Consider the following 17,970-nt stretch of genomic DNA (forward strand, 5'->3'; position numbering starts at 1 on the left):
AAAGGATTTTTTCGGTTAAAATCTGCACACTATTGATTAATTACAGCAGCGTGCTATCGGGCCTCCACGGCTATTTTTGTTGACATAAAAAAGATAGGAAAATGGCAGCAATTAACTGGCAAGGCGTATTTCCCGCACTGCTTACCCCTTTTACTGCGGATGATCATATTGATTATGAGATGTTCGACAAAAACCTGCAGGCACAGATCGATGCAGGTGTTAATGGTATTATCCTTGGCGGCTCGCTGGGAGAAGCCAGTAGTTTACTGAATGAAGAAAAGTATGCGCTCGTGCGGCATGCAGTAGCTTTCCTGGCCGGTAAAGTACCGGTAGTGATGAACATCGCTGAACAAACCACATCTGCTGCTATTGCCTGCGCAAAAGCCGCGGAGGAAGCCGGTGCAGCAGGGCTCATGCTGCTGCCTCCCATGCGTTATAAGGCAGACGACCGCGAAACGGTTGCCTACTTCCTCGCAGTTGCAGGCGGCACGTCTTTACCAATCATGATCTATAACAACCCGGTGGACTATAAGATCCTGGTTACCCTGGATATGTTTGAGGAACTGGCCAAAGCGCCTAATATCCAGGCAGTAAAAGAATCTACACGGGATACCACTAATGTAACCCGCATGATCAACCGCTTTGGCAACCGTTTCAGTATTCTCTGCGGTGTAGACACACTGGCGCTGGAATGCCTGGTACTGGGCGCCAATGGCTGGGTAGCCGGACTGGTAGACGCTTTCCCACGGGAAACAGTAGCCATTTACCGCCTCGTAAAAGCAGGCCGTATCGCGGAAGCACTGGCTATTTACCGCTGGTTCATGCCGCTGCTGGAACTGGACATCGATCCCAAACTGGTACAGTATATCAAGCTTGCAGCTGCTGCCACAGGCATCGGCAGCACATATGTGCGCGCACCCCGCTTAATCCCGGTAGGAGCCAACCTGGCCTACGCGGAAAATGTAATTACAACGGCATTGGCTAATCGCCCCCAATTGCCGGATTATTTAAAACTTCCTGCATGATAACAGGCAAAAATATCATAGGTTTCGCAACAGTTGCAACGGGAACGGATACACTTCGTGCATTCGATCCCGTTAGCAATACGGTACTGCCGGAAACGTTTTTAACTGCTACAACGGAGGAAGTAAACCAGGCAGTGGAAAAAGCTACGGCGGCCTTCAAAATATACCGTCATACTTCCCCTGAACAACGCGCACAGTTCCTGGAAGCCATCGCCACAGAAATTCTTGCTGTCGGTGATCCGCTGCTGGAAAGGGCGGTGGCTGAATCCGGCCTGCCGCTGGCCCGCATCACCGGCGAGCGTATGCGCACAGCAAATCAGCTTCGCCTGTTTGCAGCAGTACTTCGGGAAGGGTCTTGGGTGGAAGCAGTCATAGATCCTGCGCAACCGGAACGTACACCGCTACCGCGGGCGGATATACGAAAAATGCTGGTGCCGCTTGGCCCGGTTCTCGTATTCCCTGCCAGCAATTTCCCGCTGGCATTTTCTACTGCCGGTGGCGATACTGCTTCAGCACTGGCGGCCGGAAACCCGGTGATCGTGAAAGCCCATGAATCACACCTGGGCACAAATGAACTGGTGGCCGCCGCTATACAAAGAGCAGCACAGGCCTGCGGTATGCCGGATGGTGTGTTTTCCAGCCTGAACGGCGCCGGCGCATTGCTGGGCCAGCAACTGGTAAAACATCCGGGTATCAAAGCCATCGGCTTCACCGGCTCCTTCAAAGCAGGTACCGCTATCTTCGATGCAGTGAACCAACGGGCAGAGCCCATTCCCGTATACGCGGAGATGGGCAGTATTAACCCGGTATTGTTGCTGCCAGGCAAACTGGAGGAAGCTGCGCAACAAACAGCACAGCAATACGCCCAATCTATTACACTGGGCACAGGACAGTTCTGCACCAACCCCGGCCTGCTCATTGCTTTGGCGGGTGAGGCTACAGAACAGTTTGCTGCTGCGCTGCAAAAGGAAATGGCGGCTATCCAACCTGCTGCCATGCTCAATCCCGGTATCTGCTATCACTATTATGAGAACAGGGAACAACTGGCGCGCAGGAAAGGTGTGCAAACACTGTTTGCCGGTCCGCCGGAGAAAAGCGCTGTCAAAGGATCTCCGGCCCTCTATCGGGTGGCGGCACAGGATTTTATAGCCAGCGATGAACTACAGCAGGAAGTATTCGGGCCTTCTTCACTATTGGTTGTGTGTAAAGATGATACGGAACTATTAAACTTGTTGTTACATTTACATGGTCAGCTAACAGGCACGGTAATGGCCACGGATGCGGACCTGCAAACATACGCAGCAGCAGTGGAAACCCTTTGCCAGAAAGCCGGCAGGGTGATCCTCAACAATGTGCCCACCGGCGTAGAACCAGGTTATGCCATGCATCACGGCGGCCCGTTCCCCGCTACCACGGATATACGGAGCACATCTGTAGGCGCTTCGGCAATCGTACGTTTCGCAAGGCCATTATGCTTCCAGGACTGGCCACAGCAGCTGCTTCCGGATGCACTGAAAGATGGCAACCCGTTGGGTATCTGGAGAAAAATAAACGGTCAGTTGACAAAAGACGCCGTTAGTAGTTAAAATATTGAATATGTCGACCAATACTTTTTTTTGCATAGATGCGCATACCTGCGGCAACCCGGTCCGACTGGTTGCCGGAGGCGGCCCGCCGCTGAAGGGAAACAACATGATGGAGAAACGCCTGCATTTTCTCCGGGAATTCGACTGGATCCGTAAAGGGCTCATGTTTGAGCCCCGCGGCCATGATATGATGAGCGGCAGTATCCTTTACCCGCCTTCCGATGAAGCAAACGATACAGGCGTATTATATATTGAAACCAGCGGCTGTTTGCCTATGTGCGGTCATGGTACCATTGGTACGGTGACCATCGCCATTGAACAAGGCTTGATCAATCCCAAGGTACCGGGACAGCTGCGGCTGGAAACACCTGCAGGACTGGTACTGGTGAGTTACGTCAGGGAAGGGAAGAAGGTGAAGTCGGTAAAGCTCACCAATGTAAAATCTTTTCTCGACTCCGAAAACCTGGAAGTAGAATGTCCTGATCTTGGATTGCTGAAGGTAGATGTGGCCTACGGCGGTAACTTCTACGCAATTGTAGACCCGCAGGAGCATTTCAAAGGACTGGAGCACCATACGGCAGACCAGCTGGTGTCGTGGAGCCGCGAACTACGGAAAAGACTAAACGAAAAGTATTCGTTCGTGCATCCTGAAAATGAGCATATCAAAGGATTAAGCCATATCCTGTGGACCGGCGCTACTATCAGCCCGGAAGCCACTGCGCGTAACGCGGTGTTCTACGGCGATAAAGCCATCGACCGCTCTCCCTGTGGCACAGGCACCTCCGCAAGAATGGCGCAATGGCATGCCAAAGGAAAATTGAAGAAGAGCGACCGCTTCATCCATGAAAGCATCATCGGCTCCCAATTCATCGGCACCATTGAAGAAGAAACCACCATTGGCGGAAAACCCGCTATTGTACCGGGCATAGAAGGCTGGGCAATGGTAACCGGCTACAACACTATTATACTGGACGATGAAGACCCGTATGTACACGGATTCCAGGTGATCTAATTTATTTAAACATGAAAGCAATCGTCATCGGTGGTGGGATTATCGGCCTTTGTACCGCTTATTATCTGAACGAAAGCGGGTGGGAAGTAACCGTGCTCGATAAAGGAGATTTTAATAACAACTGCTCCTATGGTAACCTGGGCATGATTGTGCCCAGTCACTTTGTTCCACTGGCGGCGCCGGGTATTATATCACAGGGCATCAGGTGGATGTTCAGCAGCAAAAGCCCGTTCTATGTAAAGCCATCGCTGAACAAACAACTTATCGGCTGGGGACTGAAATTTATGAAAAGCGCCACGGCAAAGCATGTGGAAGCTTCAGCAAAGCCGCTGCTGGATATTAATATTTTCAGTCGCTCTTTATATACATCGCTGGCGCAACAACCCGGGTTCAACTTCGGATTGGAGCGCAAAGGCATCATCATGTACTATAAAACGGAGGCTGTTGCGGAAGAAGAAGCCCACCTCGCTGCACAGGCCAACACCATTGGCCTCGATGCAGCAGTGCTGGATAAAGCTGCATTACAGGCGCTGGAACCACAGCTGCAGCTGGATGTGCTGGGAGGCGTGCATTACCGTTGCGACGGGCACCTTTATCCGAATGACCTCATGCAGCAGCTGAAACAATACCTGCAGCAAAAGCAGGTGCAGTTCCTGCCGGAACGGGAGGTAACAAAAATAAAGACCAACGGTAATAAAGTAACGGCAGTGATCACCGGTCAGGAAACACATACAGCCGATGTATTTGTGTTGGCGGCCGGCTCCTGGAGCCCGGCGGTGGCCCGTTTGGCGGGTATGCAGCTGCCCATGATGCCGGGTAAAGGCTATTCGGTTACACTGGATTCCCCGGCCGTAAATCTCAATATCCCTGCTATCCTCTGCGAAGCGCGGGTGGCGCTAACGCCCATGGGTAAACGCCTGCGCTACGGCGGTACCATGGAAGTGGCGCCGGTAAACGAACAGGTAAATATGAACCGCGTGGCAGGGATCGTAGATTCGGTGAACCGTTATTTCCCCAATCTCCCGGTACAAATGCCCGACAAAAAACAGGTATGGAGCGGCTGCCGCCCCTGCTCGCCCGATGGCTTACCCTATATCGGCTATGCGCCCGCCTACACCAACCTGCTGATGGGCGCCGGTCATGCTATGATGGGCCTCAGCCTGGGACCTGCAACCGGCAAGCTGTTGGCGGAACTGGCCAATAACGGTAAAACAAGTATTGATATCAATGCATTTTCTCCCGCAAGATATCGTTAGCTAACAGTGAATAGCTATATTTGTTCCATGCAAACAGATATCGGTAAAAAAGCAGCAGGCGAAAAAGCTGCTGAATATATTAAGCCGGGTATGACCGTTGGTTTGGGTACCGGCAGCACAGCGTATTATACCATTTTACGTATAGGCGAGTTAGTTAGGGCGGGCCTTGAAATAAAGGCCGTGGCCACCTCCGCACAGTCGGAACAGCTGGCCATAGAACAGCAGATCCCCCTGGTGGATTTTGATAAAATAGAGCAGATAGATATTGATATAGATGGGGCAGATGAAGCAGACGCACAGCTGCAGCTGATTAAAGGCGGTGGCGGTGCTTTACTGCGCGAAAAGATCATTGCCGCAGCCTCCAAAGAAATGCTGGTGGTAATAGACGATAAGAAACTGGTGAAGCACCTTGGTAAATTCCCTTTGCCGGTGGAAGTAACCACTTTTGGATGGGAACTAACCTTTAAGCTGCTGGCAGCACAGGGCGCCCATCCTGTTTTGCGCTTAAAGGACAACAACCGCTTTGTAACAGACAATGGCAACTATATCCTCGATTGCCACTACGAAAAGATCCATAACGCGGCAGCGCTGCATACACAGCTGAACAACATTCCCGGTGTAGTGGAAAACGGGTTGTTTCTTCATTATGCCACCCGGCTCATCATCGGCAACGCCGATGGCTCCGTCCGGGAAATCACGCATCCTTATCAAGCAAAGACGTCTTTTTAGTATCCCGCGAAGTTGCATATACCAGCAGGGAAATAAAGATACACCCGGTTACGTACCAGTAATACAATGGTTCGTAACCGGCTTTTTTAAAGTATAATGCAATAGGTTCGGCTGTTCCTCCAAAAAGGGCCACGGTGATAGCATAAGGGAATCCAACGCCCAGCGCCCGCACTTCTGCAGGAAACAATTCCGCTTTTACCACTGCATTAATAGACGTATAGCCGCTCACGATCACGAGCGCCAGTAAAATAAGCCAGAAGGCGATCCATTCCGACGTAGCATGGCTGATGCCGGTGAGTATGGGAACGGTGAGCAGGGTGCCCGCCACGCCAAATCCTATCAGTAAAGGCTTCCGGCCATAGATGTCTGATATCCAGCCGAAAAGCGGTTGCAGAATGGCAAAGATGAGCATGAGGAAGAAGGTGAGGGTAGTGGCGTGTTCTATGGTCAGGTGTACGGTGTTTACCAGGAACTTCTGCATATACGTGGTGTAGGTATAAAACGCCAGCGTACCGCCCATGGTTAATCCCACTACAGTGAGCGCCGCCCTGGGATGCTTTCGGAACAGCAGCTTCAGGGAGCCTTTATCTTTTGTTGTTTTTATTTTTTCGAAAGAAGTGGATTCCTGCATATGCCGGCGCAGGTACAACGCAAAAAAAGCCAGCGCGGCCCCGATCACAAAGGGTATCCGCCATCCCCATTCATGCAGCTGTTCAGGGCTGAGAAATACCTTTTGTAACAGCATCTGTACGCCCAGCGCTACCAGCTGTCCGCCTATCAGCGTTACATACTGGAAACTGGAGTAAAAGCCCCTCAGGTCCCTGGTAGCCACTTCGCTGAGATAGGTAGCGGAGGTACCGTATTCGCCACCCACACTGAGCCCCTGTAATAAACGGGCAATCAGCAGCAGAGCCGGCGCCGCCAGGCTAATACTGTTATAGGAAGGAGTAAAGGCAATGAGCAGCGATCCCAGCGACATCAGCAACACAGACAGCGTCATGGAGGCCTTACGTCCCTGTTTATCGGCAATACGGCCAAACATCCAGCCACCAATGGGCCTCATGAGGAAACCCACTGCAAATATGGCCGCAGTATTGAGCAACTGGGCGGTATAACTGCCCTTCGGGAAAAAGACCGGCGCGAAGTAAAGCGAGAACGTGGCGTAAATGTACCAATCGTACCATTCAACAAGGTTTCCGGCAGAGCCAGTTAATATGGCTTTTATCCGCCATGCGTCAGGATGTTTCATATATGACGCGAAAATATATTTTAATAGTGGAATTATGAGCCAGCAGGCCCACTATAGCGAAGAAAAAGTTTAAAATAAATTAGGGTTGTATACAATAAATCACCTATCTTCGTACCGCTTCTTAAAGATAATGTAGTTCAATTCTGTTGGTAGATCACCTCTCACACTCAGCTTTTTCTTACAGTTTTTCTTCTAGTTGCCCAGGTAGCCGCCTGATGTAATAATGGCGAGAACACGTTCACAATTAAATATTAAATATAATGCAAACAGGTGTAGTAAAATTTTTTAATGAAGCTAAAGGTTTTGGATTCATTAAAATCGAAGGTTCAGGACAAGAAATTTTTGTTCACGTATCCGGTATCAAAGAAAGCATCGGCGAAAATGACCGCGTAGTATTCGACGTGGAAGAAGGTAGAAAAGGCCCGAATGCTGTTAACGTAAGACTGGCATAATTTATTTTATAATAGTTCGTTATGACCGCGCTGGCTTTGCCAGGGCGGTTTTTTTATGCATATGCTCCCTGTTGGGATAGCGTGTTTGCGGAGGCGACAGACCATTTCCACGAACTACTTACAAAACGAACAGCTTTCCTTTGTACATTTTGTTCAATTGCTTTTGCCTGTTTTCCCGCCCTGCCTGTTTTCGTAATTTTATAGAAACAGATGTAATACCATATGGCCAAACAAACAGGGATCGCTCTTTTTACCGGTAAGCTGGAAAACCAGGTAGGATACCGGAGGAACGGGAAATACTTTATCCGCGCTATGCCGCAAAAGGTGCAGCAAACGCCTGCTACGCGGCAGTCGGCCCAAGAGTTCGGCATTGCCAGCCGCAATGCAAAGCCGATCCGGCAGGCTACCGCCCCGCTGCTGGATATGATACCGGATAACACCTCCGTAAACCGCCTGAACAAAGCGATGATCAGGACCGGGAAAACCCGCCTGGAGGACATCCGCGGCTTCCGGTTCAATAAGCGTACTGCTGTGTCGCAGTTTTTCTGTACACAACCGGTGTTAATGCCCAACGGAATATGGTACATACCCGCACAGAAGCTGCCTCCTCAGGGAATGCCACTCACCTCCACATCACCGCCATTGCGGTGCGCATCAGCTTTATGCAACAGCGAATACTCGGCAGTTTTGCCCGTACCGTTACCCTTGATTTGAATGAGCCCTTTAATGGCGCCGAACTGCCAATAAACCTCCGTGGCAGCGGAACATTGCTGCACATATTACAGGTAACTGCCTCCCTTAGCCAGTTCGCCCTGGCCAGCCACCGCCACAATGCCGCCGATATCATGCTGGTAGTTCCTGCGATATCCAGGCCGCGGAAATCTGCCAAAACCCTTTCCGGTAAGGCATTACCTGGTCAAGTCCACCTCCCCTCCGCGTAAACTCCACGTGCCCTGCACGATGTATATATGCGCCAGGCAATCCCCACACTATCGCTATATATCTCCCAGCCCATCATCTCCCTGAAACAGGTTACTATCGCCATACGGTATATCTCCCCGGCTCATTATCTCCCTAAAACAAAAAACCGCTCCACGAGGGAGCGGTTCCTTTATACAAGAAGCTAAAAAACGGGTTATTTTAAAGCTTTGTAAACGGGGTCAGGGCCACAAAGATAACCAGTTAGCCGGAATTAGTGGTTTTATTTCCGGTGAAACCGATAAAATCCGCAGCCATCCCCGCTTTTTTATTTGTATTATGATTTTGTTTAAATTATCAAGTGTTTATACCACTGGTCCGTCATATCGTTTTACGGCTTCTCCTGCAACCATACCACCTTTTGTACAGGTGTATGCGCTGCAGCAATCACTTCCCCATATAAATCGGGCCGCCGTGCCAGCCGGTACCGGTACCCGCCGGCCTCGGTAAGCTTATTTCGTGTAAGCGTTGCCGTTACTACGTCGTTATCAAGCTTTCTGCACTCTGCTATTATATCGCCAAAAGGATCAATGATCATGGAACAGCCATTTTTCAGCTGGTCGTCATCCATACCTATGGGATTGGAGAAAACGGCGTACACGGCATTGTCGTATGCACGGGCCGGCAGCCATTTCATGAGCCAGGCGCGCCCTTTCATACCATCAAATTCCAGTCGCAGCGAAGTAGGGTCTTCCCGCCGCTTTTCCCAGAGCGCCGGGTCTACAAAACCCGCACCGGGCCGGGTAGATGGCGTACACATGGTTACATGCGGCATGAAAATGACCTCTGCGCCCAGCAGGGCCGTGGCACGTACATTCTCCGTAATATTGTTATCATAACAGATCAGCATGCTGCATTTCCATCCCTTCAGATCAAAGATCACATACTCATTCCCCGGCTGCAGATGCGGGTTGATGAACGGATGCAACTTCCTGTATTTTGCCACGAGCCCGTTTTTATCTACACATACATAGGCCTTGAATAAATTATCATTGGCGTCTTTCTCAAATAATCCCGTCAGTACGGCAATATCATTTTCGGCGGCGATTTCCTGCAGTGCCCTGACAGATGGTCCTTCGGGGATGATCTCAGCCAGCTCCAGCATCTGTTCCCGCGATAAATTCCTGGCAAAAGTATAACCGGTCACGGAGCACTCATGGAATGCTACGGCATCTGCGCCATCTGCAGCAGCCTGCCTGGATAATTCCCGGATCACACCCAGATTGTATGACTTGTCGTTGCTCCTGTTTTCAAATTGTGCAGTAGCAATTTTAAGATCGTTCATATGAATAAAATTTTTTTGCAGGCAGAATGAAAAACGAAGATACTGTATTTCATTACACGCAATATCCCCGCGCTTTTCACCACTTTTTCTGTATATTGCCCTTTCAATTCAACAACAGATGCCCCAACCGGATAATACAAATACTATCTTTCACCTGGCGGCAGATTTCATAAACCATACACACCGCCATATCTTCCTTACCGGCAAGGCCGGTACAGGGAAAACTACGTTCCTGAAATATATCAAAGAACATACGCGTAAAAACACGGTAGTAGTAGCGCCCACTGGAGTGGCCGCCATCAACGCCGGTGGTGTTACCATGCACTCTTTTTTCCAGCTGCCTTTCGGACCTTTTATCCCGGGCACAAAAAGAGGGTTTGGATCAGATGAAATCAGCAGTACGGATAAACATGGCCTGTTCCGCAATATTCGTTTTACCAACGATAAAAAAGTATTGCTACAGGAAATGGAATTACTGATCATTGACGAGGTGAGTATGGTGCGATGCGATATGCTGGATGCCATCGACGTGATCCTGCGTCACTTCCGTAATAAACCACTGCTGCCTTTTGGTGGTGTGCAGGTATTGTTCATCGGGGATCTTTACCAGCTCCCGCCCGTAGTGCCCGATGCGGAATGGCGCATGCTCTCCGAGTACTACAACAGTACCTTTTTCTTTGCAGCTAAAGTAATAGAACAGGCGCCGCCGCTGTATATTGAACTAAAGAAAATTTACCGGCAGAATGAACAGCATTTTATTGAGGTGCTGAACAGGATCCGCAATAACGAAGTGCTGCATGATGACCTGCAGTTGCTGAATGAACATTACCGCCCGAACTTTACGGGAGAAGATGAAGAATACATTGTGCTCACCACCCATAACCGGAAGGCAGATGAGATCAATGCCCGGCGCCTGGCAGACATGCCGGGGAAGGTATATCGCTTCGAAGGAAAAATTGAAGGCGATTTCAGCGACAAGGCACTGCCAACTGAATTACTGCTGCAGTTAAAGGTAGGCGCCCAGGTAATGTTCCTCAAAAACGACCTGGCGCAGCCCCGCCGCTATTATAATGGCAAAATAGCCACTGTAAAGGAGATCAACGATGAGGAAATCATGCTGGTGCTGGCAGGTTCCCATGAAGAGCTGAAACTGGGCAAGGAAACCTGGCGAAACATCCGCTACTCCTACAACCAGGATGAAAACAGTATTGAAGAAGAAGAAATAGGCAGCTTCACGCAATTTCCCATACGCCTGGCCTGGGCCATCACTATCCACAAAAGCCAGGGGCTTACCTTCGAGCGCGCCATTATAGATGCAGGGTACGCCTTCGCACCCGGACAGGTATACGTAGCGCTCAGTCGCTGTACTTCGCTCGACGGACTGGTTCTGCATTCCCGCATCGGGCATGGCAGCATCAAAACGGACCGGCAGGTGATTGAATTCGCAGAAAAAGAGAATGAAGCCAATGAACTGGTGGTGCTCCTGGAAATGGAGAAGAAGAAATTCCAGGCTACATCGCTGTTGCAGCAGTTCGACTGGTACCGTATGCAGGCTGCTATCCGCAGTCATGCTGTATGGATCCAGGATAAGAAACTGCCCGACTTCGACGCCGCCATTAAGTTAAGCCGTAGCTTATCGGCCAAAGCAGAGCAGCAGCACGAAGTGGCGGCCAGGTTCGTCACCCAGCTGCACCAGCTGCTGGATACCGCCGTACAAACCGGCGAAATGGAACAGCTGCAGCAAAGGGTGAACAAAGCCATTGGCTACTTTACCCAAAGCATATACGAAGATCTTATACAGCCTTTACAGGCGCATATTGCCGATGTCAAAAAAGCGAAGTCGAAAAAATATCTCCTTCAGCTTATGGCCCTCGAAGCCGATTGCTGGAATAAGCTGCGCCATGTGTGGGAAGTGGCTTATGCCGATCTTGATTTCACCACCGGTCTGAAAGACTACACCAAACTAAGAGAAGCAGATGCTGCTAACGCCCAGGTTCCTGCCGGCAAGGAGAAAGCCGCCAAAGGCAAAGTGGAAAAAGGAAGCAGCCGTCGCGGCACACTGGAATTGTACCTTGCAGGCAAATCCATTGCCGATATTGCCACTGCGCGGCAGCTGGCTATCAGCACCATTGAAAGCCACCTGGCCCAATGCGTGGAAGCCGGCGAAATGGATATCAACCGTTTTGTGAAGGAAAGCACCATGCGCCTTATCCTTAAACACATCGGGGAGCTAGGCGCTACCGCCGCAGGCCCCATCAAGGAAAGAGTAGGCGATGCTGCCACCTTCGCAGAGATCCGCGTGGTGCAATGGTACCTCAAAAAGAAACAGGAAGAACAAATTATGAACGATGCGAAGGTTGTCTGACCTGGGAGTATGATGGTTAAGCTGATTTGTCTGGTTGGATCGTGCCGGATCTTACAGGATTTGAGCTAAGAGAGAGGATTATTTCCTGGATTTTAACTGTAAGAGATAACCTATACCGGGAAAAAACAATGGAATGTATGCTGTACAGACAGAACAGCTTAAAGCATGGGAAAAGCATAGCTTCAGTATGGATACTCCCAGTTTAACCCATAGTTGCGCCGGATATTACCCGTACTTAACCCGTATATAATTGCATCCTGATAAATACGGCGTATCAAAAGGGTAAGTTTATCTTACTTTCAGACGATGCATAAATATAACAGCAAGACTCCGCAGGATGCCTTACACCGGTATTAGTTTTTGCATATGCCCAGCCCAGGCCCCCAAAAACAAAACCGGGGTAATCAGCCAGGCAAAATCCACATAACGCTTAGCAGGACAGACCGGGTTGCCAACCTCCAACCGCTGTATTAATTTGTAGCAGTGAAAATTAAGCCAGTAACCGGTAAAAAAGAGGGAGGATTACTGTTGTGTTGCCCGCTAAATTTGCAGGTCAGCAATGATCATTTAAATACTTTGCCCGTGAAAGTAGGATTATTTATACCATGTTATATCGACCAGTTCTACCCGCAGGTAGGCATTGCCACGCTGCAGTTGCTGGAAAAACTGGGCTGTGAAGTGGAATACCCGCAGGGACAAACCTGTTGCGGCCAGCCAATGGCCAATTCAGGATACGAGCATCTTACACACCAATGTAATAGCCTGTTCATCAAGAATTTTGCTGACTACGATTATATTGTAGGTCCCTCCGGCAGTTGTGTGCTGCATATCAAAGATCATTTGCACGATCCTGCAGCAGAAACAGCTGCCACGCATATCCGGGAACGGATATACGAACTTACAGAATTCCTTACGGATGTGCTCAGGGTACAAAACCTGCCGGCCCGCTTCCCTTGTAAAGTAGGGCTGCACCAGAGCTGTCATGGTCAGCGGGGCCTTGGCCTGGCCCAGATGAGCGAACTGGTGGCAGCGCCTTTCTCCAAACCGGAAAAGCTGCTGCGTATGGTGGAAGGAGTGGAGCTGGTACCGCTCGACAGGCAGGATGAATGCTGCGGCTTTGGCGGCACTTTCTGCGTTACGGAAGAAGCAGTATCCGTAAAAATGGGTAAAGATCGTGTAGTCGATCACGTTAAACATGGCGCTGAGGTGATCACCGGAACGGATGTGAGTTGCCTCATGCACATGGAAGGCATTTTACGTCGGCAGCATGCCGGTGTGAAAGTGATGCATATTGCAGAAATCCTCAATCAGAATATCCATGAACAGGCAAACAGCTGATCACGCCACGCTGGCAGACAGGTTCAACGAAAATGAGCCCCGGGTCGACTGGCACGACCAAACCCTCTGGTGGGTACGCGCCAAGCGTGATAAAATGGCCCGGAGCATCCCTGAATGGGAACAGTTGCGGGACACCGCTTCCGCCATCAAACGGAACGCCCTGGGCAACCTGTATGAGTATCTTATACAGTTTGAGCAACAGGCCACACAGAACGGCGCCATTGTACATTGGGCAGCGGATGCAGCAGAGCATAACCGGATAGTAACGGGTATATTGCAGCAGCATGGTGTACGCCACCTCGTGAAAAGTAAATCCATGCTTACGGAAGAGTGTCATCTCAACCCGCACCTCGCGGCCAATGGCATAGAAGTAATTGATACGGACCTGGGAGAACGGATTGTACAGCTCGCTAAAGAGCCGCCCAGTCATATTGTACTGCCCTGTATCCATAAAAAGAAAGAGGAAATAGGAGAGTTGTTCCATGAGCACCTGGGCACTCCCGCCGGTAATGCAGATCCCCAGTTCCTCACCGCTGCCGCGAGGCAGCATCTCAGGAAAGAGTTCCTGCAGGCCAAAGCCGCCGTTACAGGCGTGAATTTCGCCGTCGCGGAAACCGGTGAAATGGTGGTATGCACCAATGAAGGAAACGCCGATATGGGCGCACACCTGGCAGATATACATATTGCCTGCATGGGCATTGAGAAAATAATCCCCCAGCGGAAACACCTGGGGGTGTTCCTGCGCCTGCTGGCACGCAGCGCTACCGGTCAGCCTATTACTACCTATTCCAGCCATTTCAGGCAGCCCCGTGCCGGGCAGGAACTGCATATAGTACTGGTAGATAATGGCCGGTCGAGGCAACTGGGCCGGGAGGATTTCCGGAATTCACTGAAGTGTATCCGTTGCGGGGCCTGTATGAACACCTGCCCGGTATACCGCCGCAGCGGGGGGCATAGCTATCATACCGCCGTAGCGGGGCCTATTGGCGCTATCCTGGCTCCCAACCTGGATATGAAGGATTATGCGGATCTGCCCTTTGCGTCTACGCTATGCGGCTCCTGCTCTAACGTATGCCCGGTGAAAATTGATATTCACCAGCAATTGTATAAGTGGAGGCAGGTGCTGGTAAAGGAAGGGCATACCACGGCCTCAAAAACGGCGGGGATGAAGATGATGAGCGGGGTATTATCTGCTCCACGCACTTATCGCGCTGCCGGAAAAATGGGTCGCTGGGTAATGCGTGCTTTTCCTGGTATGGTAAATAACCGTTTAAATCCCTGGTATAAACAACGGGAAATGCCTGCTCCCCCGGCGCAGTCGTTTTCCCAGTGGTATGAAAAAAATAAGAAATCATGAGTAGCAGGGAACAGATCTTAGCCGCTGTCAAGCAGCATCAACCGGAGGCATCCGTATTGCCATCCCTGGAAGGATTATCCGGTTCCATGCCTGGTACCCTGGAGGCTTACCGCAAGGTGCTGGAGGGATTAGGCGGCAGCTTATTCGAAGTAAAGGACGAAAAGGAGATACCCGCTTTACTGGCAGAACATTACCCGCATCTGCAGCGTATCATTACAATAGGAAGCAATGAACGTGCATGGATAAACGAAGATCCGCACCTGCTGGAAAATGTGGATATGGCGGTTGTGCCCGGTCTATGGGGGGTAGCCGAGAACGGCGCTATCTGGCTAACTGAACAGGAGGTGCAGGTAAGGGTGTTACCCTTCATCTGTCAGCACCTGGCCATTGTGTTGCCTAAAAGCAGGATACTGCCTACTATGCATGAGGCGTATGAAAAGATAGGGGCCCCGCAAAACGGCTTCGGGGTATTCATTGCCGGTCCTTCCAAAACAGCAGATATAGAACAGTCGCTGGTGCTGGGGGCACACGGGGCAAAGAGCCTGGTGGTATTCATTACAGAAGCATAATATCTTTTACGTATACACGGTTACGTTAGTTACAATAAACGGCCTCACCACTTACTGGTGAGGCCGTTTATTGTAAGGTATCCTGACCGGGCATTTATTAAAGTATATTTTCGTTATTTTTTAACAATTGATGCAGTATAATAAATACTTCATTAACTTTAGGCCGGGAAATTAAATGAAGCCCCGAGATTGGTATGGTGTTTGTTCAATTGCGTGCGTTGCAAAGAACCGATAACGCAGTGATTTTTTAACCATATTATTATATAGCCATATTTAGCAGCTGCGTTAACCAGAAAAATTGAAAGACCATGTATCATCTATTTAACACTTTAGAGCGGCGGCGTAGCGCGTCGTTGCAGCAAAAGTTCCAGGTGCATCACCACCAATGTCGCATCACAGGGAAAATTTCTTTACTAGCCGATAAAATGGACAGCATGATTGGCTGATCCGCAATTTTCGTTTATCCGGAGAGGTTATTTGTCGTATGTGCCAACTGATCAGTGTTTAAGACGACAAACCGGGAAACAGTTTTCATTATCGCTTTTGTTAAAGTGGTGCGGAAATGTTTTGTACTATTGATTTTTCGGTAGCATTAAAAGGTGAATTTTTTTTCAACAGTTTACCTTTTCATAACAGAAGTTTTCACTTTTAGTAATTATCTTGCGCTAACTTTGAAAACCGAAAGAGAGATTGTAGTCAATTAGTTTTTCCGTCCTGTATTTGACAAAGCGCCTCTATGAAAACCTTGAAACTTGCGCGACTGAGTTGAACAGGCGAGTTTGTATTTATTAATAACCATATCTTATTAATTGAACCTATGGTGCGTAATTCATCATGGATTACCCCGTCGTGGCTGATTTTGCTATTAGACCTGGGGTGCTCTGTCATCGCAATCAATTTAGCCTTTCTCCTGAGACTGAATTTTGATGCATCTGCTATAGTCTTGTATCCATTGGGGAAAATAGCGTTGCTTACAGGAGCTGTCACGCTCATATTATCATTACTGCTGCATACTTACAGGGGAATAGTACGTTTTACCAGCCTGGCAGATATCGGGCGTATCGCAGCATTGAATGTTATCAGCTGTGGAATATACCTGGCTATCGGGTACAGCTACCTGCTTGACCCGGAACAGACGCTCTTCCCTATGTCTGTTATCCTGATTAATTTCTTTATCAGCTCTTTCCTGCTGTTGTCCTATCGCCTTCTGGTGAAATGGATCTTCAAGTATTATAATAATTTCCGCGCGGTTAACAGGACCCGGGCCGCTATCTATTATACAGGACATTCCAGCCTCATGCTACGGAAAGCTATCAGCGATGATCCGGATTCAGATATCCGCATTACGGCTTTCCTGGCAGACACTAATGCTCATGCAGGTAAATCACTTGAAGGACTGCCTATTTATGCTTCCCGCAAAGGAGAATTGTATAAGCTGGTAAAACAGGCAAAAGCAACGTTGTTGTTGATCCCGGAAGATCACCTGGACAGGGAACATCTTAATGAACTCGTAGAAGAATGTATGTCATTAAATATACGTGTACAAAAAATCATTCCCGTGAGCCAGTGGACAGAAGGTAACGCCAATAACGGTATCCAGCTGAAGGATATCAATATAGAAGATCTTCTTGAAAGATCTGTTATCGACATCAAAAACAAGCAGCTCAGCAAAGAACTGAAAGGGAAAAGTATCCTGGTTACAGGTGCCGCTGGTTCTATTGGCAGTGAAATTGTAAGACAGGTGATGAAGTATGATCCATCAGTGGTCATTCTTTGTGATAAGGCAGAATCACCATTGCATGAACTGGAGCTTGAATTGGCGGAAGTTACAACCGGCGCACAGGTGATCCCGTTTATCGGTAATGTGTGCGACCGGGTAAGAATGCAGCAGCTGTTCGAAATTTATGCGCCTGTTATCGTTTATCACGCTGCTGCTTATAAGCATGTGCCAATGATGGAGAAGAATCCATCTATTGCAGTGATGAATAATGTATTGGGCACTAAAATAGTAGCAGAGCTGGCAGTGGAATATGGCGCGGAAAAATTTGTAATGGTGTCTACAGATAAAGCGGTAAACCCAACTAATGTAATGGGCGCCTCCAAACGTATTGCTGAGATCTTTTCACAGTCCTTCAATAATCATCTGAACGAAAAATACCAGAAAATGGGCCCAGTGTATGGTACACCACCCACCCGTTTCATCACTACCCGTTTCGGCAATGTGCTGGGATCTAACGGATCGGTAATTCCACGTTTCAAACAACAACTGGAAAAAGGCGGACCTTTAACTGTAACACATCCTGATATAACCCGTTATTTCATGACTATCCCAGAGGCTTGTCAGCTGGTACTGGAAGCTGGTTCTATGGGGAAGGGCGGTGAAATATTCGTGTTTGACATGGGCAAGCCCATGAAGATTGCCGAACTGGCACGTAAAATGATCCGCATGTCCGGCAAAGAGCCGGGGAAAGACATACAAATCGTTTTCACCGGACTACGCCCGGGGGAAAAGCTATATGAAGAATTATTAAATAACGCAGAGAATACACTTCCCACCTACCACGAAAAAATTATGATAGCAAAAGTACGTGCATCTGATTTTACCGAGGTGAACGAGCAGGTAAACCAACTGATTGAATCCGCCAGGAAACATTATCTCACGCCAACCGTGGCTATGATGAAGCAATTGGTGCCAGAATTCATCAGCAAAAATTCTGCTTATGAAGAACTCGATAAGGGAAAGATGATCATCTGATCATCCGGTATTCA

15 protein-coding genes are annotated in these 17,970 nt (G+C 49.2%); 13 read left to right on the forward strand and 2 right to left on the reverse strand.

Features of this window, described 5'->3' with window-relative positions:
• Nucleotides 1–101 precede the first annotated feature (101 nt).
• Genes FN124_RS30055 through rpiA form a run of 5 tightly spaced genes read left to right on the forward strand, consistent with a single transcriptional unit; the run spans nt 102 to nt 5,608 of the window.
• Complete coding sequence (locus tag FN124_RS30055) at nt 102–1,025, forward strand: dihydrodipicolinate synthase family protein (RefSeq protein WP_142688508.1); 924 nt, start codon at nt 102–104, stop codon at nt 1,023–1,025.
• A complete protein-coding gene (locus tag FN124_RS30060; RefSeq protein WP_142688509.1) occupies nt 1,022–2,611 on the forward strand; it encodes an aldehyde dehydrogenase (NADP(+)) in 1,590 nt (529 codons plus the stop codon). Before FN124_RS30055 ends, FN124_RS30060 begins: the two co-directional genes overlap by 4 nt.
• A gap of 10 nt (nt 2,612–2,621) precedes the next feature.
• Nucleotides 2,622–3,623 (forward strand): 4-hydroxyproline epimerase, encoded by a 1,002-nt coding sequence (locus FN124_RS30065; protein WP_142688510.1) that lies wholly within the window; start codon nt 2,622–2,624, stop codon nt 3,621–3,623.
• An 11-nt stretch (nt 3,624–3,634) separates the two neighbouring features.
• Nucleotides 3,635–4,879: an NAD(P)/FAD-dependent oxidoreductase gene (locus FN124_RS30070; RefSeq protein WP_142688511.1), complete on the forward strand. Its 1,245-nt coding sequence runs from the start codon at nt 3,635–3,637 to the stop codon at nt 4,877–4,879.
• Between the two features lie 27 nt (nt 4,880–4,906).
• Entirely contained in the window at nt 4,907–5,608 is a 702-nt protein-coding gene (gene rpiA / locus FN124_RS30075; protein ID WP_142688512.1) for a ribose-5-phosphate isomerase RpiA, read from the forward strand.
• Here the strand turns inward: rpiA and FN124_RS30080 are convergent.
• On the reverse strand, nt 5,574–6,857 hold the full coding sequence (locus FN124_RS30080) for an MFS transporter (RefSeq protein WP_142688513.1): 1,284 nt from the start codon (nt 6,855–6,857) through the stop codon (nt 5,574–5,576). The genes rpiA and FN124_RS30080 overlap by 35 nt on opposite strands.
• A 260-nt stretch (nt 6,858–7,117) precedes the next feature.
• Here FN124_RS30080 and FN124_RS30085 point away from each other — a divergent pair, with 260 nt between their 5' ends.
• From FN124_RS30085 to FN124_RS30095, 3 genes are all read left to right on the forward strand, one after another.
• Entirely contained in the window at nt 7,118–7,309 is a 192-nt protein-coding gene (locus FN124_RS30085) for a cold-shock protein (RefSeq protein ID WP_079472790.1), read from the forward strand.
• A gap of 222 nt (nt 7,310–7,531) precedes the next feature.
• Nucleotides 7,532–8,023: a hypothetical protein gene (locus tag FN124_RS30090; RefSeq protein ID WP_142688514.1), complete on the forward strand. Its 492-nt coding sequence runs from the start codon at nt 7,532–7,534 to the stop codon at nt 8,021–8,023.
• Nucleotides 7,972–8,250 carry a hypothetical protein gene (locus FN124_RS30095; RefSeq protein WP_142688515.1) on the forward strand — a complete coding sequence of 93 codons (279 nt, stop codon included), beginning with the start codon at nt 7,972–7,974 and terminating at the stop codon, nt 8,248–8,250. The genes FN124_RS30090 and FN124_RS30095 overlap by 52 nt, the downstream gene beginning before the upstream one ends.
• A gap of 368 nt (nt 8,251–8,618) precedes the next feature.
• Here FN124_RS30095 and FN124_RS30100 read toward each other — a convergent pair whose 3' ends face one another.
• On the reverse strand, nt 8,619–9,572 hold the full coding sequence (locus FN124_RS30100) for a nitrilase family protein (protein ID WP_142688516.1): 954 nt from the start codon (nt 9,570–9,572) through the stop codon (nt 8,619–8,621).
• 118 nt (nt 9,573–9,690) lie between these two features.
• Between FN124_RS30100 and FN124_RS30105 the strand changes: the two genes are divergently transcribed.
• The 5 genes from FN124_RS30105 to FN124_RS30125 all read left to right on the forward strand — a co-directional run bounded on the left by FN124_RS30105 (nt 9,691) and on the right by FN124_RS30125 (nt 17,956).
• The gene (locus FN124_RS30105) at nt 9,691–11,937 is read left to right on the forward strand and encodes a helix-turn-helix domain-containing protein (protein WP_142688517.1); all 2,247 of its coding nucleotides are present in this window, start codon (nt 9,691–9,693) and stop codon (nt 11,935–11,937) included.
• 582 nt (nt 11,938–12,519) lie between these two features.
• On the forward strand, nt 12,520–13,275 hold the full coding sequence (locus FN124_RS30110) for a (Fe-S)-binding protein (protein ID WP_142688518.1): 756 nt from the start codon (nt 12,520–12,522) through the stop codon (nt 13,273–13,275).
• Nucleotides 13,256–14,632 carry a lactate utilization protein B gene (locus tag FN124_RS30115; RefSeq protein WP_142688519.1) on the forward strand — a complete coding sequence of 459 codons (1,377 nt, stop codon included), beginning with the start codon at nt 13,256–13,258 and terminating at the stop codon, nt 14,630–14,632. The genes FN124_RS30110 and FN124_RS30115 overlap by 20 nt, the downstream gene beginning before the upstream one ends.
• Complete coding sequence (locus FN124_RS30120; RefSeq protein WP_142688520.1) at nt 14,629–15,201, forward strand: LutC/YkgG family protein; 573 nt, start codon at nt 14,629–14,631, stop codon at nt 15,199–15,201. The genes FN124_RS30115 and FN124_RS30120 overlap by 4 nt, the downstream gene beginning before the upstream one ends.
• A 952-nt stretch (nt 15,202–16,153) precedes the next feature.
• Nucleotides 16,154–17,956, forward strand: a complete 1,803-nt coding sequence (locus FN124_RS30125; protein WP_260607627.1) for a polysaccharide biosynthesis protein — start codon at nt 16,154–16,156, stop codon at nt 17,954–17,956.
• Nucleotides 17,957–17,970: the final 14 nt, after the last annotated feature.

It is taken from the genome of Chitinophaga polysaccharea (genome assembly GCF_902150045.1).
GTDB lineage: Bacteria > Bacteroidota > Bacteroidia > Chitinophagales > Chitinophagaceae > Chitinophaga > Chitinophaga polysaccharea_A.

Coding starts and splice junctions, on each gene's coding strand:
- FN124_RS30055 (WP_142688508.1), top strand. CDS start 102: ATGGCAGCAATTAACTGGCAAGGCGTATTTCCCGCACTGCTTACCCCT.
- FN124_RS30060 (WP_142688509.1), top strand. CDS start 1,022: ATGATAACAGGCAAAAATATCATAGGTTTCGCAACAGTTGCAACGGGA.
- FN124_RS30065 (WP_142688510.1), top strand. CDS start 2,622: ATGTCGACCAATACTTTTTTTTGCATAGATGCGCATACCTGCGGCAAC.
- FN124_RS30070 (WP_142688511.1), top strand. CDS start 3,635: ATGAAAGCAATCGTCATCGGTGGTGGGATTATCGGCCTTTGTACCGCT.
- rpiA (WP_142688512.1), top strand. CDS start 4,907: ATGCAAACAGATATCGGTAAAAAAGCAGCAGGCGAAAAAGCTGCTGAA.
- FN124_RS30080 (WP_142688513.1), bottom strand. CDS start 6,857: ATGAAACATCCTGACGCATGGCGGATAAAAGCCATATTAACTGGCTCT.
- FN124_RS30085 (WP_079472790.1), top strand. CDS start 7,118: ATGCAAACAGGTGTAGTAAAATTTTTTAATGAAGCTAAAGGTTTTGGA.
- FN124_RS30090 (WP_142688514.1), top strand. CDS start 7,532: ATGGCCAAACAAACAGGGATCGCTCTTTTTACCGGTAAGCTGGAAAAC.
- FN124_RS30095 (WP_142688515.1), top strand. CDS start 7,972: ATGCAACAGCGAATACTCGGCAGTTTTGCCCGTACCGTTACCCTTGAT.
- FN124_RS30100 (WP_142688516.1), bottom strand. CDS start 9,572: ATGAACGATCTTAAAATTGCTACTGCACAATTTGAAAACAGGAGCAAC.
- FN124_RS30105 (WP_142688517.1), top strand. CDS start 9,691: ATGCCCCAACCGGATAATACAAATACTATCTTTCACCTGGCGGCAGAT.
- FN124_RS30115 (WP_142688519.1), top strand. CDS start 13,256: ATGAACAGGCAAACAGCTGATCACGCCACGCTGGCAGACAGGTTCAAC.
- FN124_RS30120 (WP_142688520.1), top strand. CDS start 14,629: ATGAGTAGCAGGGAACAGATCTTAGCCGCTGTCAAGCAGCATCAACCG.